Raw genomic sequence first — 23,181 nt, forward strand, 5'->3', positions numbered from 1 at the left:
AATCAACACCATGGCAATGTACTTGATTGGTGATGTCCAGGGCTGCAACGATGCCCTGGGCCGGCTGCTGGACACGCTGGGTTTCTCACCCAGCCGTGACACGATTTACCTGCTGGGCGACCTGGTCAACCGGGGCCCGGACTCCGCCGGGGTGCTCAGGCGGCTGATGAAGCTGGAGGACGCGGCCCGCTGTCTGCTGGGCAACCACGACCTGCACCTGCTGGCCGCGGCCGAAGGTCTGCGCCCCCCAGGACGCAAGGACACCCTGCAGGGCATCCTGCTGGCCGACGACCGCTCCACCCTGATCGAGTGGGTGCGACGCCAGCCCCTGGCGCGACATGAGAACGGTGTGCTGATGTTCCACGCAGGCGTGCTGCCCAGTTGGACACCCAGCCAGGTCATGGCCTTGGCCCAGGAGGTGCAGGATGTGCTGAGCGGCCCCGACTGGCTCGATTTCCTGCGCAACATGTACGGCAACCTGCCCTTGGGATGGCGCCATGGCCTGCGTGGGCACGAGCGCCTGCGCGTCATCGTCAACGCCCTCACGCGACTGCGTTTTTGCACGCCTCAAGGAGAAATGGAGTTCGCCAGCACGGAGAGTGCCGATGGCGGGCCACCAGGCTATCTGCCTTGGTTCGATGTGCCGGGACGGGCCACCGCCGACACGCTGGTGGCCTTTGGCCACTGGTCCACACTGGGTTGGCAGAACCGCCCCAAGCTGCTGTCGCTGGACACAGGCTGCGTCTGGGGCGGCTGCCTGAGCGCCGTGCGCCTGGGCCAAAACCTTGCCGAGCGGGAATTGATTCAGGTGAAATGCCCGCCCGCCCAGAAGCCCGGGCGCTGACGGGATCAAGACCGGGCCTCGACCTTGCCACAGGCCGGCCGCCCGGGAGGACGATCAGGAAACGACCGGATCCGCTGCCTTGAACAGCGCAGCGACCTTGCGTTTGGGCTTGATGTTCGAGGAAATCGCCCGGGCAGGCGCCTTGGCCGCAGCCTCCCAAGCGGGGGCGGCATCCACGGCCGGGGCCTGGTAGGGCTGATCGAAGAAAGGATCCCGGGGCGCCGAATGGGTGCGGTAGGAGCGGCGCTCACGCCCGTAACCTTCTGCCGTGGCCTCGGTGCGCTCACGCTCACGTTCACGCGGGGCCGGACGGCCTTCACCCTGCTGGTACATGCGGCGGCCTTCGTTGATGCGCTCGCGAGGACGGTCTTCGTCGTATTCGAGGGCTTCGACTTCGATCTTCTTCTTGATCAGCTTCTCGATGTCGGCCACCAGGCGGGCATCGTTGTTGCCGCCCACAAAGCTCACCGCCAGGCCCGATGCGCCCGCGCGGCCTGTCCGGCCGATGCGGTGCACATAGTCTTCGGCGTTGAAGGGGATGTCCATGTTGAACACCGCCGGCACATCCTTGATGTCCAGGCCGCGGGCCGCCACGTCGGTGCACACCAGCAGGTCGACTTCGCCCTTCTTGAAGGCATCGAGCGCCTTCAGGCGCTCGTCCTGGCTCTTGTCGCCATGCAATGCGGCCGTCTTGAGGCCATCGCGGTCCAGCGAGCGCGCCAGCCGGGCACAGCCCAGCTTGCTGTTCACAAACACAAAGGCCTGCTTGATGCCTTGCCGACGAAGCACCTGGTGCAGGGCACGGCGCTTGTCGTCATCGTTCACACCGTAGAAGTGCTGCTCCACGGTGGACGCCGTGGCGTTCGAGCGGGCCACTTCGATGGTGACCGGGTCTTGCAGGTAGCTGCCGGCCAGGCGCTTGATCTCAGGCGAGAACGTGGCCGAGAACAGCAAGGTGGTGCGCTGCTTGGGCAGGTAGCTCAGAATGCGCTGCAGATCAGGCAGGAAGCCGATGTCGAGCATGCGGTCTGCCTCGTCGAGCACCACGTACTCAACCTGGTTCAGCACCGCGTTCTTGGCCTCGATGTGATCGAGCAGACGCCCCGGCGTGGCCACCAGCACCTCGACACCGCGCTTGAGTTCTGCCGTCTGGGGCTTCATGTCCATGCCACCAAACACCACGGCGCTGCGCAACTGGGTGTACTTGGCATAGAGCTTGACCTGTTGCGCCACCTGGTCCGCGAGTTCGCGTGTGGGCAGCAGCACCAGGGCTCGCACGGGGTGGCGGGCTGGCGACGTCGAGCTGTTTTCGTGCTTGAGCAGTCGCTGCAGCAAAGGCAGCGAAAACGCAGCCGTCTTGCCGGTGCCGGTCTGTGCGGCCCCCATCACGTCTTTGCCCGTGAGCACCACCGGAATGGCCTGGGCCTGGATGGGGGTCATGGACTCGTAGCCCATCTCGGCCACGGCGCGAGCCAGGGGCTCAGCGAGCGATAAATGTGAGAATGATGTCGTCATGAAGCCTTGTATTGTCGCACCGGCGGGGAAAACCCGGTAATGCGGCGTATTTTGGCGGCCACAAAAAGCGGCCCCACCGCCTTGAACGCCATGAATTTGATAGCTGCCTGTTCAAGCATGGCAAGGCCTGCCGGCCAATGGATCAGAGATTTCGGGTGTTGAAAGTGTCGCAAGCGCGAACCGTGCCCTCACGCAACCCGGTGGCAAACCAGCGCTGGCGCTGAGCGCTGCTGCCATGCGTGAAGCTCTCCGGCACCACCGCGCGCCCTGCTGCCTTTTGCAAGGCGTCGTCCCCGATGTGCGCCGCCGCGTTCATCGCCGACTCGATGTCGCCACTCTCCAGGATGTGCCGGCTCTGATCGGCATGCTGGGCCCAGACACCGGCCAGACAATCGGCCTCAAGTTCCAGTCGCACACTCAGCGCGTTGTAGCGCTCCTGGCTGACCCGGCCACGGGCCTCGTCCAGCTTTTGGCTGATGCCCAGCAAATGCTGCACATGGTGCCCCACCTCGTGGGCGATCACATAGGCCTGGGCAAAATCGCCCGGCGAGCCCAGGCGGGTGCGCAACACTTCATAGAAATCAAGGTCGATGTAGACCTTCTGATCCGCCGCACAATAAAACGGGCCCATGGCCGACTGCCCCTGACCACACGAGGTGGGGGTGCTGCCCCGGAACAGCACCAGACGAGGCTCGCGGTACTGACCACCGGAGCGCTGGAAGATGTCTTTCCAGACATCCTCGGTATCGGCCAGCACCACCGAGACGAAACGGGCCAGGCGATCTTCTGCGGGGGGAGCGTGGCTGCTCACCGGCGCCGCCGGTGCGGGGCCACCACCCTCGAGCAGCCCCAGCAAGGTCAGGGGGTTGATGCCCATGAACCAACCCACGGCCAACACCACCAGCACGGTGCCCAGCCCCAGGCGCCCTCCTCCCAACGAAAAACCACCGCCGCCGGCAGCGGGCTCGTCTCGGCGGTCTTCAACGTTGCTGGAACTTCTCTGGTCTTCCCATTTCATGTGGCGCTCCCAAGCCGACAAACGGCGGTCAGCGCGGATGCTACCCGGGAGCGATGCTCAAAAGTGGCCGGTCTGCGTGAAATATGACACGGCACGAGGCTGCCAGCGCAGGGGGGCGATCTGGCGGGGCTGGGTGAAGGTCTGAAGTCAGGGCTCGCGGCGCTGGCTGCCCGGGCTTTCGCAGGCCGGGTGCACAGGGCGCCCTGGCACGGTGCCGCACATGGCCGACAGTTCACGCTGTGCACCCAGGCCGCAGGCACCGAAGCAAAGGCATCGCCCTCTTGCGGGCTGGCGCTGTACAGCAGGCCGCCACGGCTCAGGATTTCAATCATGACGAGGACAGCCAGCACGCCACCCAGGGCAATCAGCATGGGAAGGTCCAGCCATTGCGTCCAGCGGTTCGTTCGACTGGAAGAGATTTTCATGACACTGCGCTCCTGTGGGGTGACAGGAAATCGTAGGTAAGCAGATATTTCGGGGCTGTAGGACGGAAGCCCATCGCCCCGTGCGAAATGTCCAGCAGATGACACAAATACCGCTGACACCCGCTCAGACACCGGCCAAAAACCAGTCGCCCCGGTCCAGACCGCGTCAGAGATCAGTCGAGGATCACCCAGGCTTTGGTGACAGTTTCCAGCACTTCGAAAGCCCCCAGAAACCCCGCTGGAATGTGCAGGCTGTCGCCCGGGCCGGCTTCGCGCCAAGCGCCGTGCCGGTCATGCACGCGGCAGCGGCCCGACAGCACGGTGAACACCTCTTGCTGGGTGGGGCCGAACTCGATGCGCCAGCGGCCCGGCTCGCAGCGCCAAAGGCCGCTGCTCAAGGCCGTGGCCTGGCCCACCGGGGCGGTCACGGCCGTCCAGGTTTCGCGCAAAGGGTTGCCCACCTCCAGGCGCTCGGGCCGGGGCCGGGAGAGTTCGGGCGCGCCTGCAGACTCCAACGTGTAGCCGGTGGTCTGCACCGGCGACAGCGCGGGGGTGCTCAAGCGCGCGGCAGGGTCACGCCGTGCTGACCCTGGTACTTGCCGCCGCGGTCCTTGTAGCTGACCTCGCAGACCTCGTCGCTCTCGAAGAACAGCACCTGGGCGCAACCTTCGCCGGCGTAGATGCGGGCCGGCAGCGGGGTGGTGTTGGAGAACTCCAGCGTGACATAGCCCTCCCATTCGGGCTCGAACGGCGTCACGTTGACGATGATGCCGCAGCGGGCATAGGTGCTCTTGCCCAGGCAGATGGTCAGCACATTGCGCGGGATGCGGAAGTACTCGACGGTGCGGGCCAGGGCGAAGCTGTTGGGCGGGATGATGCAGGAGTCGCCCTCGAAATCGACAAAGCTCTTCTCATCGAAGTTCTTCGGGTCGACCACGGTGCTGTGGATGTTGGTGAACACCTTGAATTCAGGTGCGCAGCGGATGTCGTAGCCGTAGCTGCTGGTGCCGTAGCTGATGATCTTGCGACCCTCCTGCTCACGGATCTGCCCCGGCTCGAAGGGGTCGATCATGCCGTGCTGCTCGGCCATGCGCCGAATCCATTTATCGCTCTTGATGCTCATGGGAATGCTCCGTTGCCCGCCCTGGCGCAGGCCGGGCGTTGGGCGGCCCATTGTAGGGCAGCCCGCCAGCGCTCAAGTGGGGATGACAGCGGCCTGGCCGGCCACAAAGGTCTGCTCGATGAGGCGGTCGTCACCCAGCACGATCAAGGCGAACAACAGCTCGTCCAGGTTGCGCGCCTGGGCCGTCTTGCGCGCCAGCAGGGGCGTGGCCTGGGGGTTCAACAACACGAAGTCGGCTTCGCTGCCGGGCTGCAGGTTGCCAATCGTTGGCCCACCCGCCACCCCGCCCAGGCCCAGCGCCTGGGCTGCACCCGCCGTGTGCTGCCACCACAGCTGCTGCGGGCTCAGCGACAGCCCGGGCTTGGTCTGCCCCTCACGGCCCACGTAGTAGGCAGCCAGCATGGTGTGGAAGGGGCTGAACGAGGTCCCGCCGCCCACATCGCTGGCCAGGCCGTAGCGGTAGCCCACACGATCGGCCCCCTCGTAGTCAAAGAAACCGCTGCCCAGAAACAGGTTGCTGGTGGGGCTGACGGCGGCGGCGGCCCCGGTTTCACGCATCAGGGCCCGGTCGTCGTCATCGAAGTGGATGCAATGGGCGTAGATGGCGCGCTCGCGCATCAGCCCGAAGTCGGCGTAGGTGCCCAGGTAGCTGCGCGACTCAGGGAACAGCTCACGCGCCCAGGCGATCTCGGCCTTGTTCTCGGCCACGTGCGACTGCACCCACACCTCGGGGTAGCGGGCCGCCAGCTCGCCGGCACCGCGCAACTGGGCGGGGGTGCTGGTCGGGGCAAAGCGCGGCGTGATGGCGTAGCCCAGCCGGTCCACCCCATGCCAGCGGCGGATCAGATCTTCGGTGTCGATCAGGCTTTGCTCGGTCTGATCGCGCACGCCATCGGGCGAGAAACGGTCTTGCAGCACCTTGCCGGTGATGAAGCGCATCTGACGCTGGCGGGCCTGCTCGAACAAGGCATCGACCGACGCGGGGTGCGAGGTGGCAAAGGCCAATGCCGTGGTCACGCCATGGCGCAGCAGCTCGTCCAGGAAGAAGCCCGCCACCTCAGTGGCGTAGTCGCCATCGTGAAAGCGCGATTCGTGGGGAAAGGTGTAGTTCTCCAGCCAGGGCAGCAGGCCTTCGGCGGGCGAACCGATCACATCGGTCTGCGGGCAGTGGATGTGCAGATCGACAAAACCCGGCGCCAGGATGCGGCCCGGGTGATGCGTCACCGCCACGCCCGGGTAGCGGTCGATCAGCTCGCGGTACGGGCCCACGGCCCGCACCACCGGTTGGCCCTGGGCGTCGGGTCCGATCACCAGCAGGCCGTCTTCTTCATAGACGGCAGAACGGTCATCGGCAAATCGGAGGATGGCGGCGCGGTGTGCTTTCATGGGGCCGCAGCATACCTGCCCTCACCTGGGCACCCATATGCCGTGCGCCATAAGCACTATCGCGACATTGGCATGCCGGCGGCGCCCGCCAGGGCCACCAGCCCGCCGGCCAGCTGGCCGACATGGGCATGGCCGCCGGCCAGCGCCTGCGCCGCCGCACGCTGGCTGCGTGCCCCGCTGCGGCAGAAGAACAGCAAGGGCTGCGGCTCAGCCAGCCAACGCGGCAGCACGTGCATCAGGTCGGCCAAGGGCACCGATTGCACCGGGTGCCCTCCCAGGCGGGTCAGGCCACTGGCCAGATGCTCATGCGGGTCACGCACATCCACCAACCGGGCCTGCGGGTGGCGGGCCAGCCAGCCAGCCAGCGCTTCGGGCGTGATGCCCGGGGCCTCGGCAAGCTCTGTCTGGGCGGGCTCCAGCGCTGCAGACTCAGCCCCTTGCGCCTTTTTCAAGGCCGCTCCACAGGCGAGCAGGCGCTCACAAACCTGATCCACAAAAGCCTCGTCCACCAGCAGCCCCAGCGACAGGCGCACCGAGGCCGTGCTGCGCGACGCCGGCCAGCCCATCGCGGCCAGCACGGCGCTGGGCTTGGCCTGCGCCGCCGAGCAGGCGCTGCCGGCGCTCACCATCAGGCCGGCCGCCTCCAGGGCGCTCATCAGGCGCTGCGCAGGCACGCCGGGCCAGGAGAAATTGAGCGTGGTGGGCAGGCTGTCTTCCAGGGCCGCGTTGAACACCACCCCGGGGAAGGCCGCCTCCAGGGCCTCATGCAGGCGCAGACGATAGGCCTGCAGCCGCGCCGGCGGGCAGAAGGTGTCGCCGCGCTGCAAGGCCGCCAGCACGGCGCCCAGGGCGGCAATGCCGGGCATGTTCTCGGTGCCCGAGCGGGCGCCGCCCTCCTGACCGCCCCCGGCGATCAAGGGGGTGAAGGGGCTGCCCTCACGCACGTACAGCAGGCCCACCCCTTTGGGGGCATGCAGCTTGTGGCCGGAAAACGGGGCGTAATCGATGCGGCTGGCACTCAGGGTCAGGCTGAGCTTGCCCAGGGCCTGCACCCCGTCCACCAGCCAGAGCGCGGGGCTGCCGAGTTCGCACAACAGGGCCTCGATGCCCGCCAGGTCGCTCACCACGCCGGTCTCGTTGTTGGCCGCCATGGTGCACAGCAGCCCCACCTGGGGCAAGGCGGCGCACAAGGCGGCCAGATCGTGCCGCCCCCGAGCGTCCACGGGCAAGGCGCGCACTTCACAGCCCAGGCCCAGCACCTGGTTCCAGTGCGCCAGGGCCTCGGGCACGGCCTTGTGTTCGGTGGCGCCGTACAACAGCACCCGCCCCGCCGGCAGGCCCTGACGGCGGCGTTCACGCAGACCGCACAGGGCCGACAGCACGGCGGTCTGGATGCCCTCGGTGGCACCGCTGGTGAACAGCAACTGGCCCGTGCTCGCCCCCAGCACCTCGCGCGCCCGTTGCCGGGTCTGGCTGAGCAGGGCCTGCGCCCTCAAGCCCAGCGCGTGGGTGCTGCTGGGGTTGCCATAGGCGCTGAGCATGGCGGCCTGGGCCGCGGCCGCGGCCTCGGGCAGCACGGCACTGGTGGCGTTGAAATCGAGGTAGAGCTCGGCGGGCAGGTCCAGGTTCATGGCGGTTCGTCAGGGTGTTCAAGCACTGGCCGGCGGCCAGGCAAGCCCCAAAGTCTAGGGAGCCAGGACTTGAAAAACATTCCAAAAACCCCCCATTCAGCGCTTATTGAGAGAAAATTTTCCCAATTTCAAGCCAAATCAAAACATGAACCCACTGGACCGCATCGATCTGCAACTGCTGGACGCCCTGCAACACGATGGCAGCCTGTCCATCGCCCAGCTCGGGGAGCGGGTGGGTCTGTCGTCTACGCCGTGCTGGAAGCGCGTCAAACGGCTGGAGGACGAGGGCTACCTGGAGCGGCGCGTGGCCATCGTCAACCGCAAGAAGGTGGGCCTGCCGATCACGGTCTTCGTCAGCCTGCGCATCGCCCGACACGACGAACGCTGGCTGGCGCAGTTTGCTGCCGCCGTGACCGCCCTGCCCGAGGTGCAGGAGTTCCACCGCATGAGTGGTGATGTCGACTACCTGCTGAAGGTGGTCACGACCAGCATCGAGGGCTATGACGCCTTCTACAAAAAGCTGATCCGGGTGGGAGAGCTCAGCGGGGTCTCCTCGGCGTTCTCGATGGAGCAGATCAAGAGCAGCACGGCCTTGCCGCTGGCCCTGCCGGGTCGCCAGGACGGCGCTTGAGGCGGCCCGACTCAGGGCCCACAATCGCGTTCACCATGCCCATCCGACCTTGCACCCACGGGTTGCCGCGCATGCTGCGGGCCCTGAGCCTGCTGCTGATGCTGGCAGCGCTGTCCGCCTGCTCCAGCCTGCCCAAGCCGCCGCCGGTGGCCCCGACCCACGCCATCGCCGGGTTCGAGGACACGCCGCTGGCCCACATCACCCAGCCGCAGTTGCCTGCCGACGGTCGCTCAGGCTTTCTGCTGCAGCCCTTCGGGCCCAACTCCTTCGCCACCCGGCTGGCCCTGTGCCGGCTGGCCACACGCAGCCTCGATGTGCAGTACTACCTGCTGCAGTCCGACCACACGGGCCGCACCCTGATGCGCGCGCTGCGTGACGCAGCGGCCCGCGGGGTGCGCGTGCGCGTGCTGGTGGACGACCTGCACACGGCCGGCTCGGATGACTTGCTGCTGGGCCTGGCCGCCCACCCCAACGTGGAACTGAGGCTGTTCAACCCCTTCCCGGGTGGGCGCGGGCACCTGCTGACGCGCTTCATCAGCTCGGGGCTGGATATCGGCCGGGTGGATCGGCGCATGCACAACAAGCTGTTCGTGGCCGACAACGTGGCGGCGGTGGCGGGCGGGCGCAACATCGCCGACGAATACATGGTCAATGCCGAGGGCAGCAACTTCATCGACATGGACACCTTTGTCGCCGGCCCGGCGGTGCGCGAACTCTCGCGCGCCTTCGACCTGTACTGGAACAGCGAACACGTCTACCCGGTGGGCCAGATCGCCTTCAGCCCGCTGAACCCTGAACAGCGCCGCGCCCAGTTCGAGCGCCTGAGCGCCAGCACCCACCCGCCCACCGACACCGGGCGGATACCGGACGATGGGCAGGTCCAGGGCTCGGGGCTGGATCTGCCTTTTGATCACCTGCCGCCCGCCCTGGTGCGCATGCTCAACCTGCCCTACGAGTTGGCCGAGGGCCGGCTGGGCCCGCTGCTGCCGGCCCAGGCCCGCGTGCTGGTCGACCCGCTGAGCAAGACCGAGGGCGTGAACGAGCGCGAGCACTCCATCACCGGCACGGTGTTCGAGGGCACCTACCAGTGGTTCACCACCAGCCGGGAACTGCTCAGGATGACCTCGCCCTACTTCGTGCCGGACGACAAGGCCCTGCAATCGCTGGCCGAAGCACGCCAGCACGGGGTGCGCCTGCAATTGGTGACCAACGCGCTGGCCGCCACCGATGAGCCCTGGGTGCATGTGGGCTACTCGCGCCAGCGCCGGGCGCTACTCAAGATGGGGGTCGAGATCTTCGAGATCAGCCCCAGCCTGAGCGCCAAGCGCCGGCGCCTGGGCGTGATCGGCAAGAGCCTGAGCGCCCTGCACATGAAGAGCGCCATCCTCGACCACCGGCAGGTGTTCCTCGGCTCGATGAACCTCGATCCGCGCTCGGTGCGGCTGAACACCGAGCTGGGCCTGATCATCGACAGCCCCGAGATGGCCGCCCAGTTGGAGGCCATGAGCGACCTGGCCAGCGTCTACCAGCTGCGGCTGGCCGCCGATGGCCAGGGCATCGAATGGATAGAACGCAATGGCGAGGGCCAGGAGACGGTGCACTCCGAAGAGCCCGAGACCAGCCCCTGGCTGCGCTTCAAACTGTGGCTGCTGGGGCCGCTGGTGCCCCTGGGCGAACTCTGAACTCTGAACTCTGAACTCTGAACTCTGAATCGTGGCGTGACGCTCAGCGCAGGCTGCCCTGCACACCCTCGACCAGCCAGTTCAGGCTCAGGATCTGCTCGTCGCTCAGGGCCTGGCCGGGCTCGATCACGGTGTGGCCCTGGTTGTCGCGCACCGGCTGGGCCCCGGCCTTGAAGGGCTGCAGGCGGCCGGCCGCCATGTCCTTCTGCCGCGCCAGCACCTCGTTTTGCACTGCTTGGGGCACCTGGGGCCCGAAGTCGCCGACCCGGATCATGCCCTCGCGCACGCCGCCCCACAGGGCCGTGGGCTTCCAGCTGCCCTCAGCCACCGCCTTCACGCGGGCCGTGTAGTAAGCGCCCCACTCGTGGGTCACGGCCAGGATCTGCGCCTGTGGCGCCACCTTGCGCATGTCCGAGTGGTAGGCCACGGCCAGCTTGCCACGCTCCTGCGCCGCCGCCATCACGGCCGACGAGCCGGTGTGGAAGGCCAGCACGTCGGCGCCCTGGTTCATCAGCGTCATGGCGGCATCGCGCTCGCGCGGTGGGTCGAACCAGGCGTTGAGCCACACCACCTTCACGCTGGCCTGCGGATCGACCGAGCGCATGCCCAGCGTGAAGGCATTCAGCCCTTGCAGCACCTCGGGGATGGGAAAGCCCGCCACATAACCCGCCACATGGGTTTTGCTCAGGCGGCCGGCCGCGATGCCCGCCAGGTAGCGCCCCTCGTAGTAGCGGGCATTGGCCACCGCCACATTGGCCGCCGTCTTGTAGCCGGTGATGGACTCGAACTTCACCAGCGGAAACTCCCGCGCCACCTTGAGCGTGGGCTCCATGTAGCCGAAGCTGGGCGTGAAGATGATCTGGTGGCCCTGCTGGGCCAGGTCGCGGATCACGCGCTCGGCGTCGGCCCCCTCGGGCACGTCCTGCACATAGGTGGTCTTCACCCGGTCGCCCAGCGCGGCCTCGACCGCCAGGCGCCCCTGCTCGTGCTGGCGCACCCAGCCGGCCTCGGTGATGGGAGCCACATAGACAAAGGCCGCCTTGACGGGGGGCGTAGCGGGGGCCGCAAGAGCGGCTTGGTGAGTGACAAGGGGCGTGAAAAAACAGGCGGCCATGAGGGCGCTGCGGCCCCTGGCGGCGAGGTTTTTGTACATGGTGTTCCTCGACATGGCCCCGGAATGCAAAAGCCCCAGCGGCCGGGGCACCCGCTGGGGGTCGTGATTTTAAGCCCCGCCCCGATCGCGATGGCAGGGCCCGCAAAGCGGCAAGAGACAAGGCCGGCAGCGCCATGAACAATGCCTGCATGAACACCCCACCCTCACCGGCACCCACCGGTTCAGCCCATTGGAAACGCAACCTCTGGGTCTGCATGTTCGGCTCCTTCACCACCATCGTGGCCATGACCCTGCTGCTGCCCTTTTTGCCGCTGTACGTGGAGCAACTGGGCGTGCACGACCCGGCCGCCATCGTGCAATGGTCGGGGGCGGCGTATGCCGCCTCCTTTCTGTCGGCCGCCCTGGTGGCACCGCTGTGGGGCCGGCTGGCCGACCGCTATGGCCGCAAGCTGATGCTGATCCGCGCCAGCCTGGGCATGGCCGTGGCCATGGCCCTGATCGGCCTGGCCAGCAATGTCTGGCAACTGGTGCTGCTGCGCCTGCTGGCGGGCTTTCTGGGCGGTTATGCCTCGGGCTCGACCGTGATGGTGGCCACCCAGACGCCCAAGGCCCAGTCGGGCTGGGCGCTGGGCACGCTGTCGTCCGCCGTGATGGCGGGCAGCCTGGTCGGCCCGCTGGTGGGCGGCGTGCTGCCCCAGTGGATCGGCATCCGCTGGACCTTCTTTGCCGCCGGCGCCGTGATCTTTGTGGCCTTCATCGCCACCTGCACCCTGATCCGTGAAGACGTGCGCCCTCCGGCCCGCCCGGCCGCCGGGGCCCCCAGCCGCTGGCAGGCCATTCCCGACCGGCGCCCGCTGCTGGCCATGCTGTTCACCGGCATGCTGCTGATGCTGGCCAACATGTCGATCGAACCCATCATCACCGTCTACGTGGCCACCCTGGCGCCCGACCCGGCCCAGGTCACCCTGCACGCGGGCCTGGTGATGTCGGCCGCCGCGCTGGGCAGCATCGTGTCGGCCTCGCGCCTGGGGCGCCTGGCCGACCGGGTGGGCCACTGGAACGTGATCATCGCCTGCCTGGTGGTGGCGGCCCTGCTGCTGCTGCCCCAGGCCTTCGTCACGGCCACCTGGCAACTGGTGGGCCTGCGCTTTCTCATGGGCCTGTCGCTGGGCGGCCTGCTGCCCTGCATTGCGGCGGTGATCCGGCACAACGTGCCCGAAGGCACGGCCGGCCAGATGCTGGGCTACTCCACCTCGGCCCAGTACACAGGGCAGGTCACCGGCCCCATGCTGGGCGGGCTGATCGGCGGCCACCTGGGTATGCGCTGGGTGTTCCTGGGCACCAGCGTGCTGCTGGCCTTGGGGGCGGCCTGGAACTGGCGCACCCAGCGCCGCATCCGCTAGACCAGCGGCAGGGCCTCTCGCAGCAGCCGCGCCAGTTGCTCCACCACCGGCGGCACCTGGGACTCGCCCCGGTAAAGCACCAGGCTGATGGAGGGCAGGGCCGGCAGGCCGCAGGCCGCGGCCTCCAGCCTTTGCACCCCGGGCGGGCAACCCAGCGCCGTGCGCACCGTCAGCCCCAGGCCCGCCGAGCTGGCCGCCCACAGGGCCGCCAGGCTGGCACTGGTGAAGGCATGGCGCCAGGCGGTGCCCTGGGCATCCAGGGCCGCCATGGCCATGCGCCGCACCGGGCAGGGTTCGTCCAGCAGCACCAGGGGCAAGGGTTCATCGCTGCGCCAGCCGGCTGCATCGGCGCCCCACCAGGCCGGTCGATCGCTGCCATGGGCCTCGGCCGGCCCGATCCAATGCAGCGGCGTCTCCAGCCAGCGCTCGGCGCCCGGCAACAGGGGCTGATCGCCCGTCTCCCACACCAGGGCCAGGTCCAGTTGGCCCTGGCTCAGCCGCTCGCGCAAGCCGGCGCACCGCATCATGCTGGCCTCGATGCGCACCTGCGGGTGGGCCCGGGCGAAGCGCCCCAGCACCTGGGGCAGCAGCACCTCGCCGAACTCCTCCTGCAGGCCCAGGCGCACACGGCCCTGCAGGTGCAGCCCTCGCAGGGCCGCGCTGGCCTCGTCGTTCAGGTCGATCAGGCGCTGGGCATAGGCCAGCAGGGTCTCGCCCGCCTCGGTCAGGGCCAGTCCTCGGCCTGCCTTGCGGAACAGCACCGCCTCGGCCTGGGCTTCCAACTTCTTGAGCTGCGCGCTCACGGCCGAGGTGGAGCGGCCCAGCCGGTCGGCGGCCTTGGCATAGCTGCCCAGGCGCACACCGGTCACGAAAGTGCGCAGAACGTCCAGGTCAAACAAGGCTTGCGGCATTGAATCGTCCCATTTTTCAAAACAATTGATCCTGAATTTTCTGATTTTCAAAATCATTGTGCCAGCCCACACTGCGGGCCATGTCCTGTCCCCTTCCCTTGCCCCTGGTCTCCCGCCCGCCGCTTCACCGATGGAAAGTGCTTGCCGCCGGGGTGGCGGCCAATGCGGCTTTTTCCGTGGCCTTCAGTGGCCTGCCCATGACGGCCGTGCTGCTGCGCCAGGCCTACCAGCTCGACAACGCCCAGCTGGGTCTGATGCTGGGCCTGATGGGCCTGGGCATCGCACTGAGCGAACTGCCCTGGGGCCTGCTGACCGACCGATTGGGCGACCGCCCCGTGCTGCTGGCGGGCCTGGGCGGCACCGCACTGGCCCTGCTCGCCCTGGCCGGGTGGGCCGCGCCGGGCGCCCCCTTGTGGGCGCTGGGCGCCGGCTTGCTGGGGGTGGGCCTGTTGGGGGGCAGCGTCAATGGCGCCAGCGGCCGGGCCGTGATGGGCTGGTTTCCGGCCTCCGAGCGCGGCCTGGCCATGAGCATCCGCCAGACCGCCGTGCCCCTGGGCGGCGGCGTGGGGGCCTTGCTGCTGCCCTGGCTGGCCTGGCAGGGGGGCTTTGCCTGCCTGTTCGGGGTGCTGGCCGGCCTGTGTGGCGCAGCGGCCCTGCTGTGTGCGGCCTGGGTGCACGAGCCCGCCCATGACGCCCCCGCCCCGGGTGCCGGCCCGCTGGCCCCGGCCCCACGCGCCCTGCGCGACCGCCGGGTGTGGCGCCTGGCCAGCGGCATCGGCCTGCTGTGCGCGCCGCAATTCGCCGTGATCTCGTTCGGCACGGTCTTCCTGCACGACTTCGGCGGCCTCAGCCTGCCGGCCTGCACCGGGGCCATGGCGCTGGTGCAGGTGGGCGCCATGGGCCTGCGGGTGTGGAGCGGCCGCTGGACCGATCGCCACGGCAACCGCCCGGCCTACCTGCGTGCCTGCGTCGCTGCGGTGATCGCGGTGTTCCTGGGCCTGGCGGCGCTGAGTGCCCTGCAACAGGCATCACCGGGCGGCGGCTGGGGGCTGTTGACCCGCACGCCCCAAGCGCTCCCACTGCTGCTGGCCGCCTGCCTGGTGCTGGCCGGCCTCGTGGTGTCGGCCTGGCACGGCGTGGCCTATGCCGAACTGGCCACCCTGGCCGGGGCCCGGCAATCCGGCACCGCCCTGGGCCTGGCCAACACCTGGGTGTTTGTGGTGTGCTTTGTCACCCCCAGCGTACTGCCCGGCTTGCTGCAGTGGCAGGGCTGGCCCGCGGTGTGGCTGGCGGCCAGCGCCTGCGCGGCCCTGGCCGGTCCCTTGTTGCTGGGGCCTGGGGCCAGTGTCAGTAATCGTTCTCGGAAAAGCTCAGGAACACCTCTTTGAGCTCGCGCTCCCACTGGTGGCGCTGGGCCTCGGTGACAAAGCTGGCCTCGAAGCTGTTGCGCGCCAGCGTGTAGGCATGGTGGGCGTCCAGCCCGGTGGCGGCAAAGGTCTGCACGAAGTTGTCGTTCAGGTAGCCGCCAAAGTAGGCCGGGTCGTCGGAGTTGACGGTGGCCACCAGGCCCGCATCGAGCAGCTGGCGCAGGTTCGAGCTGGCCAGGTCGGGGAACACGCACAGCTTGACGTTGGAGAAGGGGCACACGGTCAGCGGGATGCGGTCCTGGGCCAGGCGCTGCATCAGGGCCGGGTCTTTCAGGGCCTGCACGCCGTGGTCGATGCGCTCGACCTTCAGCACGTCGAGGGCGCTCCAGATGTAGGCCGGCGGGCCTTCTTCGCCGGCGTGGGCCACCAGGCGCAGGCCCAACTCGCGGCAGCGCGCAAACACGCGGGCAAACTTTTCGGGCGGGTGGCCCAGCTCGCTCGAATCCAGGCCCACGCCGATGAAGTGCTCACGCCAGGGCAAGGCCTGCTCCAGCGTGGCCAGGGCGTCTTCCTCGCTGAGGTGGCGCAGAAAGCACAGGATCAGCGAGGCATCCACCCCCAGCTGGCTGGCCGCGTCGGTGCAGGCCCGGTGCAGGCCCTGGATCACGGTGGCCATGGGCACGCCGCGGGCGGTGTGGGTCTGGGGGTCGAAGAACAGCTCGGCATGCACCACGTGGTCGGCCGCGGCCCGCTGCAGGTAGGCCCAGGCCATGTCGTAGAAATCCTGCTCGTGCAGCAGCACGCTGGCGCCGGCGTAGTAGATGTCGAGAAAGCTCTGCAGGTTGGTGAAGGCGTAGGCCCGGCGCAGGCTGTCCACATCGGCGTAGGGCAGGCTCACACCATTGCGCTGGGCCAGGGCAAAGATCAACTCGGGCTCGAGCGAGCCCTCGATGTGGATGTGCAGCTCGGCCTTGGGCATGCGGCGCAGCAGCTCGGGCAGGCGGGCTGGGGCGATGTGGGGAATCTTGAACATGGGGGCCTTCCGGAGAGTTTGAAGTTTTTTACCACAGCGCCCAGGGCGCGACAGAGCGTTTTCCCGCCCTGCGGCCCTGGCCGATGCGCTGTCTTGCGCTGCGTCAGATCACGCCGAAGCGAACACCGCGGCGCGCCAGCATGCGGCGATAGGCCACCGACACCCGGTCGGTGGCGGCATGGCGTTCGGCCTGCAGGTCCAACGGCAGTCGCTTGGGGGTCTGCGACTCGAGCACCGGCTGGTCCTGGGTGAAGATGGTGTGCTGGAAAGCAGCCAGCTTCTCGTCGGGTGATTCGAAATCGGCCACCGCCAGGCGGAACCAGACCCGGCTGGTCTCGGGCGTGAGCGGGCAGATGTAGAGCGCGATCGACTCGCGCCACCCTGCCACCGCCGTGGTGCCGGCCTCGGGCACCTTGGTCAGCAAGGCGCAATAGGGGTCGGTCACCTCGTAGCCGTACTCCACCTGGGCCGGCGCGGTGGAATGCAGGTTGGACTGGGGCTGCCAGGCCTTGCAGCCGGTGGCGCGCAGGCCCCGCGGGGTGTCGTGCACCTCGTAGGCATCGATCTCGGGCCGCGCACGCAGGCCCAGCCAGCCCTCGTGCACGAACGAGAAATGCGCCATGTCCAGAAAGTTCTCGACGATGCGCGGGGCGCTGGCCGCCACGTCGTAGGGGCCGCAATTCATCTTGCGCAGGGCGGCATCGGCCTCGGCCTCGAACGGAGGCAGTCCCGGGTCTTCGCCGGTGGCCTCCAGCCGCACCCAGACCAGGCCATGGGCTTCGCGGCAGGCGTGGGCGGTGGCGCAGTGCGAGGCCGGGGGCGTGAAATCCGGCAGGGCCGGCACCTGCACGCAGCGCCCGCCCGACTCGAACTGCCAGCCGTGGTAGGGGCATTCCAGCCGACCCGCCTGCACCTGGCCGAGCGACAGGCGCGCACCCCGGTGGGGGCAACGATCGGCCCAGGCCTGCACCCGGCCATCGGCGTCACGCCACAGCACCAGAGGCTGCTCCAGCAGGGTCACGGCCACCGGGCCGGGTTGCACCGCGCTGGCCAAGGCCACCGGGTGCCAAAGAGTTGTTTCCATGGCTACTCCTGAACTTTTCAACACCCCAATCGAAAAGAGCTGCCCGGAGGCAGCTCTTGCAAGGCCTGGGGCCGAGGCCCACAGGGGTTCAGTCTTACTTCTTGTCGCCGCCGGGGACCTTGCCTTCCACGCCCTTGACGTAGAAGTTGATGCCGCCGAGGAACTTGTCGTCGGCCACTTCGTCCTTCTTCAGCAGTTCCTTGCCGGCCTGGTCCTTGATCGGGCCCTTCCAGATCGCGAAGCTGCCGTCGGTCAGGCCCTTCTTGATCTCTTCGACCTTGGCCTTGGTTTCAGCCGGCACGTCTTCGGCGATCGACACCAGGTCGATCGCGCCTTCCTTCACACCCCACCAGCTTTGGCCGGTTTCCCACTTGCCTTCGAGCACGTCCTTGGTGGCCTTGATGTAGTAAGGGCCCCAGTTGATGATCGAGGAGGCCAGGTGGGCCTTGGGACCGTAGGCGGTCATGTCGGAATCCCAGCCGAAGGCACGCTTGCCTTTTTCTTCGGCGGTCTTCAGCACGGCCGGCGAGTCGGTGTTCTGGAACAGGATGTCGGCGCCGCCGTTGATCAGGGCGGTGGCGGCTTCGGTTTCCTTGGGCGGGCTGAACCATTCGTTCACCCACACCACCTTGGTCTTGATCTTCGGATTCACGCTCTGGGCACCCAGGGTGAAGCTGTTGATGTTGCGGATCACCTCGGGGATCGGCACCGAGCCCACCACGCCCAGCGTGTTGGTCTTGGTCATGGCGCCCGCGATCACGCCGGCCATGTAGGCGCCTTCGTAGGTGCGGCTGTCGTAGGTGCGCATGTTGGGCGCCGTCTTGTAGCCGGTGGCGTGTTCGAACTTCACGTCCGGGGTGTCGGCGGCGACCTTGAGCATGGTCTCCATGTAGCCGAAGGTGGTGCCGAAGATCAGCTTGTTGCCCTGGCCGGCCATGTCGCGCAGCACGCGCTCGGCATCGGCCGATTCAGGCACGCTTTCCACGAACGAGGTCTGGACCTTGTCACCGAACTCTTTTTCGAGCGCCTTGCGGCCGTTGTCGTGGGCGAAGGACCAGCCGCCATCACCCACCGGGCCGACGTAGGCGAAGGCGATCTTCAGCGGCTCGGGCTTGGGTGCCGGGGCAGCTGCAGCCGGGGCCGGAGCAGGCGCCGGTGCCGGCTCTTCCTTCTTGCCGCAACCCACCAGGGCCGCTGCGGCAACCGCAGACAGGGCGGCTACCTTGAGCAGGGAGCGTTTGTTCAGGTCAGTCATGTCTAATCCTTGTTGAGGTCGGTGACGAGGGTTGAAAAATTGATTATCCAGTCAGGAAAAACAAAACAGCAAGGCCTTTGCCCCGCTTCAGGCGCCGGGATAGAAAGGCTTGCCCAGTGATGCCGGCATGTTCACGCGGATCCACACCGGGTTGCGCGAGATCAGGGCCAGCACCACCACGGTGGCGAGGTAGGGCAGCATGCTCAGGATCTGGCTGGGCACGTTGACCCCCACCCCCTGCAGATGGAACTGCAGCATGGTGACGCCACCGAACAGATAAGCCCCAAGCAACACCCGTGCCGGGCGCCAGGTGGCGAAGGTGGTCAGGGCCAGGGCGATCCAGCCGCGCCCGGCCACCATGCCCTCCACCCACAGCGGGGTGTAGGAGATCGAGATGAAGGCGCCAGCCAGGCCGCACAGCGCGCCGCCCACCACCACCGCCCCCAATCGGATGCGCCGCACCGGGTAACCCAGCGCGTGGGCCGACTCGGGCGACTCGCCCACCGAGCGCAGCACCAGGCCGGCGCGTGAGCGGTACAGGAACCAGCTCAGGCCCAGCATCAGCGCGATGGCCCCATACACCAGCGGGTGCTGGCGGAACAAGGCCTGGCCCAGCAGCGGGATGTCGCCCAGCAGCGGGATCGAGAACTGCGGCCGCTCGGGCAGCTTGGCCTGCACGTAGTTGATGCCGGCAAAGGCCGAGAAGCCCACCCCGAACAGGCTCAGCGCCAGCCCGGTGGCGTACTGGTTGGTGTTGAGCCAGATCACCAGCACACCGAACAGCGCGGCCAGCACGGCGCCCGCACCCATGCCGGCGGCAAAGCCCAGCCAGTCGCTGCCCGTGTGCGACACGGTGGCGAAGCCGGCGATGGCCGCACACAGCATCAGGCCCTCGGCGCCCAGGTTGACGATGCCGGCCTTTTCGTTGATCAGCAGGCCCAGGGCCGCAATGGCCAGCACGGTGCCCGCATTCAGCGTGGCCCCCAGAAGCAGTGCATAGGACTCCATCAGCGGGCCCCTCCCGTGGAACGCGTGGTGACAAAACGGACCCGGTACGCAATCAGCGTGTCACAAGCCAGCAAAGAGAACAGCAGCAGGCCCTGGAACACCCCGGTCAGCGACTTGGGCAGGCCCAGGCGCGACTGCGCCAGCTCGCCACCGATGTAGAACATGCTCATCAGGATGGCCGAAAACACCATGCCCACCGGGTGCAGACGCCCCACATAGGCCACGATGATGGCGGCAAAACCGTAGCCCGCCGGCACATAGGGCGTCAGCTGGCCGATCGGGCCGGCCACCTCCAGCGCGCCAGCCAGGCCGGCTGCGCCGCCCGACACCAGCAGCGCCAGCCACAGGGCGCGGCGCGACGAAAAGCCTGCGTAGCGCGCCGCAGCCGGGGCCAGCCCGCCCACCTGCTGGGCAAAGCCCGCCTTGGTGCGGAACAAAAACACCCACAGCGCGGCCGAGCCGGCCAGCGCGATCAGCAGGCCCACGCTGACGCGCGAGCCTTTCATGAGGCGCGGGATCTGGGTGGCCGCATCGAACATGCGGGTCTGCGGAAAGTTGTAGCCCGCCGGGTCTTTCCAGGGGCCGAACACCAGGTAGCTCAGCAGTTGCACGGCCACGTACACCAGCATCAGGCTGACCAGGATCTCGCTGGCATTGAAGCGGTCGCGCAGCAGCGCCGTGATGCCGGCCCACACCATGCCGCCCAGCACGCCGGCCAGCAAAATGGGCACGATGATCCAGCTGCCCGTGCCCTTGTCGGCCAGCAGGGCCACACCGCCCGCGGCCAGCGCGCCGATCACGAACTGGCCTTCGGCCCCGATGTTCCAGACATTGGAGCGGTAGCACACGGCCAGGCCGAGTGCAATCAGCAGCAGCGGCGTGGCTTTGACCATCAACTCGCCGATGGCGTAGGCGCTTTTCAGGGGCTCCCAGAAGAACACCTGCAGCCCGCGCAGCGGGTCTTTGCCCAGCAGCATGAACAAGGCTACACCGATCAGCACGGTGATGGCCAGCGCCAGCAGCGGCGAGCCCAGGCCCCACCAGCGCGAGGCCTGCGGCCGGGGTTCAAGCTTGAACATGGCTCACCTCCGCTGCGGCACCATGGGCCTGGTCCAGTTCGGCCAGGTGGGCCTGCACGTCTTCATTCCAGAGTCCACTCATCCATTCGCCTATCTTTTCCACCGTGGCCTGGGTGCGCGCCACCGAGGGCGACAGACGGCCCTTGGCGATCACATGCAGCCGGTCACTGATCTCGAACAATTCATCGAGCTCCTCGCTCACCACCAGCACCGCGCAGCCCGCATCGCGCAGGGCCAGGATCTCGCCGCGGATCTGGGCCGCCGCGCCCACATCCACCCCCCAGGTGGGTTGCGAGACGATCAAAAGCCGGGGCTTGGCGTCAATCTCGCGGCCCACGATGAACTTCTGCAGATTGCCACCCGACAGCGACTTGGCCGCCGCCTGGGGCCCACCGGCCTTGACGTTGAAGCGGCGGATGATGTCGGCCGCCTGCGCCTCGAGGGCGCCCAGCTTGAGCCAGCCGCCCCCGCCCACCGCCTCGTCGCGGGTGAGCAGCAGGTTGTGCGCCAGGCCCATGGTGGGCACCGCCCCCCGGCCCAGGCGCTCTTCAGGCACGAAATACAGGCCCAGGGCACGGCGCCGCTGCGGTGGCAGTTGGCCGGCCGCCTGCCCGGCCACGCTGATGGCCGCCGGCGCGGCACGCGTGTCTTCGCCCGACAGGGCATACAGCAGCTCCTGCTGGCCGTTGCCGGAGACGCCGGCAATGCCGACCACCTCGCCGGCGCGCACCTCCAGGTTCACGTCGATCAGGTCGACACCGAACTGGTCCAGGCGCGGCAGCGACAGGCCCGACACCCCCAGCACCGTGGCGCCCAGCTTGGCGGGCCGGTGTTCGAGTGCCGGCGGCTCGGCACCGATCATCAGGCGCGACAGCGAGGCATTCGATTCTTCGGCCGGGTTGCACACCCCGGTCACCTTGCCGCCGCGCAGCACGGTGCAGGCGGTGCAGAGTTCACGGATCTCGTGCAGCTTGTGGCTGATGTAGAGGATGCTGCAGCCCTCGGCCGCCAGCTTCTTGAGCACCACGAACAGCTTTTCGACCGCCTGCGGGGTCAGCACCGAGGTGGGCTCGTCCAGGATCAGCAGCTTGGGGTCGGTCAGCAGGGCGCGGATGATCTCCACCCGCTGCATCTCGCCCACCGACAGGGTGTGCACCGGGCGACTGGGGTCGATGTCCAGCCCGTATTCAGAGGCCTTCTGGGTGATGCGGCGCGTCACCTCGGCCAGCTTGAAGTGCTTGTCCAGGCCCAGCCACACGTTTTCGGCCACGGTCAGGGTGTCGAACAGGCTGAAATGCTGGAACACCATGCTGATGCCCAGGGCCCGCGCCTCCTGCGGGTTGCGCACATTCACGGACTGCCCATTGAACAGCACCGTGCCCTCGTCGGGCTTGACCGAGCCGTAGATGATCTTCATCAGGGTCGACTTGCCGGCGCCGTTCTCGCCCAGCACGGCATGGGTTTCGCCGGGCTGCACGGTCAGCGAGACCCCGCTGTTGGCCACCACCGAGGGGTAGCGCTTGGTGATGCCCTGCAGCACCAGGCGGGCGCTGGGCGGGGGTGAAGCGTGCGTGTTCATGCCGCGGATTTTCTCAAAGTTTGGCGGGTCACAAGGGGCTCCTGTGGGGGATCTGTTGCTACTCTTTTCGAAGCGAAGCGGCGACCGACTTGACCCGGTCGCGCAGCCAGGCCGCCGCCACCGAGGTGTGCGTGCGCTCGTGCCAGAGCTGGTAATACATGAGCCGCGGAAAGGCCACCGGGCAGGGCAGGATGCGCAGCGGGTAGCGGTCCACAAAGCGTTCGCAGAACTGCCGGCCCGTGGTCAGCACCAGCAGGCTGGAGGCCACCATGGCCGGGATCAGGCTGAAATGCGCGCAGCGCGCCGTGATCTGCCGCTGGACGCCCAGCGTGTCGAGGTGATCGTCGATCACACCCCGTGCACCGGGGTGGGTGGGCGTGGGGGCGATGTGTTCGGAGGCCAGCCAGGCGGCCTGGTCCCAACCCCGGCGCACCGCCGGGTGCTCGGCCGCCACCAGGCACACCACCTCGTCGCCGAACAGGCGCCCCATGTGCAGGTCCTCGGGCGGCTTGGGCCAGTTGCCGATCACCACGTCGAGCTGGCCCTGGGACAGGTGGGCGTGGTAGTGCGTGTCGGCCGACAGCGGGTGGATCTCGATCTGGCAGAACGGGGCCTGCACCTTGATCTGCGACACCAGCTGGGGCAGGAACAGCGGGTCGAGGTAATCGCTGGCCGCCACCCGGAAGGTGTTGCTGGCCGTGCGCGGGTCAAAGCCACGCACATCGGTGAACAGCACCTCGGCCGCCCGCAGGATGCTGGCGGCCGGCTCGACCATGCGCAGGCCGGCGTCGGTGGGCGTCATGCCCGAGCCCGAGCGCACCAGCAGCGGGTCGTCGGCCAGATCACGCAGGCGCTTCAGCGCCGCCGAGACGGCGGGCTGGTGCATCCCCAGGCGGATGGCGGCGCGAGAAACGCTGCGTTCGGTTAACACGGTGTGCAAGACCCTTATCAAATGGAGGTCTATCTTGTCGAAAAGGGCTTGGTCTCTCATAGCAGGGGCTGCATTCTTGTCATACGTCAACGCTTATGCTGGCGACCATGGCTCGCCCTACCCTCTGAACCAGACGGCAGTCATCCAGGGGATTTCCCCAGG

At 67.9% G+C, this 23,181-nt stretch carries 20 protein-coding genes; 5 read left to right on the forward strand and 15 right to left on the reverse strand.

The window, feature by feature from the left end; all coding sequences use genetic code 11:
• Positions 1 to 10: 10 nt before the first annotated feature.
• Positions 11 to 844 carry a symmetrical bis(5'-nucleosyl)-tetraphosphatase gene (locus tag L880_RS0126130; RefSeq protein ID WP_027478106.1) on the forward strand — a complete coding sequence of 278 codons (834 nt, stop codon included), beginning with the start codon at positions 11 to 13 and terminating at the stop codon, positions 842 to 844.
• A 54-nt stretch (positions 845 to 898) separates the two neighbouring features.
• Here the strand turns inward: L880_RS0126130 and L880_RS0126135 are convergent, their stop codons facing one another.
• The 6 genes from L880_RS0126135 to L880_RS0126160 all read right to left on the reverse strand — a co-directional run bounded on the left by L880_RS0126135 (position 899) and on the right by L880_RS0126160 (position 7,942).
• A complete protein-coding gene (locus tag L880_RS0126135) occupies positions 899 to 2,359 on the reverse strand; it encodes a DEAD/DEAH box helicase (RefSeq protein ID WP_027478107.1) in 1,461 nt (486 codons plus the stop codon).
• A gap of 142 nt (positions 2,360 to 2,501) precedes the next feature.
• A complete protein-coding gene (gene ypfJ / locus L880_RS0126140; RefSeq protein ID WP_027478108.1) occupies positions 2,502 to 3,377 on the reverse strand; it encodes a KPN_02809 family neutral zinc metallopeptidase in 876 nt (291 codons plus the stop codon).
• A gap of 598 nt (positions 3,378 to 3,975) precedes the next feature.
• Entirely contained in the window at positions 3,976 to 4,362 is a 387-nt protein-coding gene (locus L880_RS0126145) for a cupin domain-containing protein (protein ID WP_245615378.1), read from the reverse strand.
• Positions 4,359 to 4,925, reverse strand: a complete 567-nt coding sequence (gene dcd, locus L880_RS0126150; protein WP_027478110.1) for a dCTP deaminase — start codon at positions 4,923 to 4,925, stop codon at positions 4,359 to 4,361. Before dcd ends, L880_RS0126145 begins: the two co-directional genes overlap by 4 nt.
• Before the next feature lie 72 nt (positions 4,926 to 4,997).
• Positions 4,998 to 6,311, reverse strand: a complete 1,314-nt coding sequence (guaD, locus tag L880_RS0126155) for a guanine deaminase (protein WP_027478111.1) — start codon at positions 6,309 to 6,311, stop codon at positions 4,998 to 5,000.
• Positions 6,312 to 6,367: 56 nt separating this feature from the next.
• Entirely contained in the window at positions 6,368 to 7,942 is a 1,575-nt protein-coding gene (locus L880_RS0126160) for an aminotransferase class V-fold PLP-dependent enzyme (RefSeq protein ID WP_027478112.1), read from the reverse strand.
• A 145-nt stretch (positions 7,943 to 8,087) separates the two neighbouring features.
• Here L880_RS0126160 and L880_RS0126165 point away from each other — a divergent pair, with 145 nt between their 5' ends.
• Complete coding sequence (locus L880_RS0126165) at positions 8,088 to 8,573, forward strand: Lrp/AsnC family transcriptional regulator (RefSeq protein WP_019574736.1); 486 nt, start codon at positions 8,088 to 8,090, stop codon at positions 8,571 to 8,573.
• A 35-nt stretch (positions 8,574 to 8,608) separates the two neighbouring features.
• Positions 8,609 to 10,255: a phospholipase D family protein gene (locus tag L880_RS0126170; protein ID WP_245615380.1), complete on the forward strand. Its 1,647-nt coding sequence runs from the start codon at positions 8,609 to 8,611 to the stop codon at positions 10,253 to 10,255.
• 43 nt (positions 10,256 to 10,298) lie between these two features.
• Here L880_RS0126170 and L880_RS0126175 read toward each other — a convergent pair whose 3' ends face one another.
• Entirely contained in the window at positions 10,299 to 11,408 is a 1,110-nt protein-coding gene (locus L880_RS0126175) for a BMP family ABC transporter substrate-binding protein (RefSeq protein ID WP_027478114.1), read from the reverse strand.
• Positions 11,409 to 11,557: 149 nt separating this feature from the next.
• On the opposite strand from L880_RS0126175, the gene L880_RS0126180 reads away from it, so the two are divergent.
• Positions 11,558 to 12,772 (forward strand): MFS transporter, encoded by a 1,215-nt coding sequence (locus L880_RS0126180; RefSeq protein WP_043330873.1) that lies wholly within the window; start codon positions 11,558 to 11,560, stop codon positions 12,770 to 12,772.
• Here the strand turns inward: L880_RS0126180 and L880_RS0126185 are convergent.
• Positions 12,769 to 13,683 carry a LysR substrate-binding domain-containing protein gene (locus L880_RS0126185; protein ID WP_027478116.1) on the reverse strand — a complete coding sequence of 305 codons (915 nt, stop codon included), beginning with the start codon at positions 13,681 to 13,683 and terminating at the stop codon, positions 12,769 to 12,771. The two genes, L880_RS0126180 and L880_RS0126185, sit on opposite strands and share 4 nt — an antisense overlap.
• Positions 13,684 to 13,763: 80 nt before the next feature.
• Between L880_RS0126185 and L880_RS0126190 the strand changes: the two genes are divergently transcribed.
• The gene (locus tag L880_RS0126190; protein ID WP_051443613.1) at positions 13,764 to 15,071 is read left to right on the forward strand and encodes an MFS transporter; all 1,308 of its coding nucleotides are present in this window, start codon (positions 13,764 to 13,766) and stop codon (positions 15,069 to 15,071) included.
• On the opposite strand, the gene L880_RS0126195 is transcribed toward L880_RS0126190, so the two are convergent.
• From L880_RS0126195 to L880_RS0126225, 7 genes are all read right to left on the reverse strand, one after another.
• Positions 15,031 to 16,083, reverse strand: a complete 1,053-nt coding sequence (locus L880_RS0126195) for an adenosine deaminase (protein ID WP_027478118.1) — start codon at positions 16,081 to 16,083, stop codon at positions 15,031 to 15,033. The genes L880_RS0126190 and L880_RS0126195 overlap by 41 nt on opposite strands.
• A 103-nt stretch (positions 16,084 to 16,186) precedes the next feature.
• Entirely contained in the window at positions 16,187 to 17,167 is a 981-nt protein-coding gene (locus tag L880_RS0126200) for an aromatic ring-hydroxylating dioxygenase subunit alpha (protein WP_027478119.1), read from the reverse strand.
• 94 nt (positions 17,168 to 17,261) lie between these two features.
• On the reverse strand, positions 17,262 to 18,422 hold the full coding sequence (locus tag L880_RS0126205) for a BMP family ABC transporter substrate-binding protein (RefSeq protein WP_027478120.1): 1,161 nt from the start codon (positions 18,420 to 18,422) through the stop codon (positions 17,262 to 17,264).
• 87 nt (positions 18,423 to 18,509) lie between these two features.
• Positions 18,510 to 19,430 carry an ABC transporter permease gene (locus L880_RS0126210; RefSeq protein ID WP_027478121.1) on the reverse strand — a complete coding sequence of 307 codons (921 nt, stop codon included), beginning with the start codon at positions 19,428 to 19,430 and terminating at the stop codon, positions 18,510 to 18,512.
• Positions 19,430 to 20,509 carry an ABC transporter permease gene (locus tag L880_RS0126215; RefSeq protein ID WP_027478122.1) on the reverse strand — a complete coding sequence of 360 codons (1,080 nt, stop codon included), beginning with the start codon at positions 20,507 to 20,509 and terminating at the stop codon, positions 19,430 to 19,432. Before L880_RS0126215 ends, L880_RS0126210 begins: the two co-directional genes overlap by 1 nt.
• Entirely contained in the window at positions 20,496 to 22,088 is a 1,593-nt protein-coding gene (locus L880_RS0126220) for an ABC transporter ATP-binding protein (RefSeq protein ID WP_027478123.1), read from the reverse strand. The genes L880_RS0126215 and L880_RS0126220 overlap by 14 nt, the downstream gene beginning before the upstream one ends.
• 58 nt (positions 22,089 to 22,146) lie before the next feature.
• The gene (locus L880_RS0126225; protein ID WP_027478124.1) at positions 22,147 to 23,079 is read right to left on the reverse strand and encodes a LysR family transcriptional regulator; all 933 of its coding nucleotides are present in this window, start codon (positions 23,077 to 23,079) and stop codon (positions 22,147 to 22,149) included.
• Positions 23,080 to 23,181: the final 102 nt, after the last annotated feature.

This window comes from Curvibacter gracilis ATCC BAA-807 (assembly GCF_000518645.1).
Lineage (GTDB): Bacteria > Pseudomonadota > Gammaproteobacteria > Burkholderiales > Burkholderiaceae_C > Curvibacter > Curvibacter gracilis.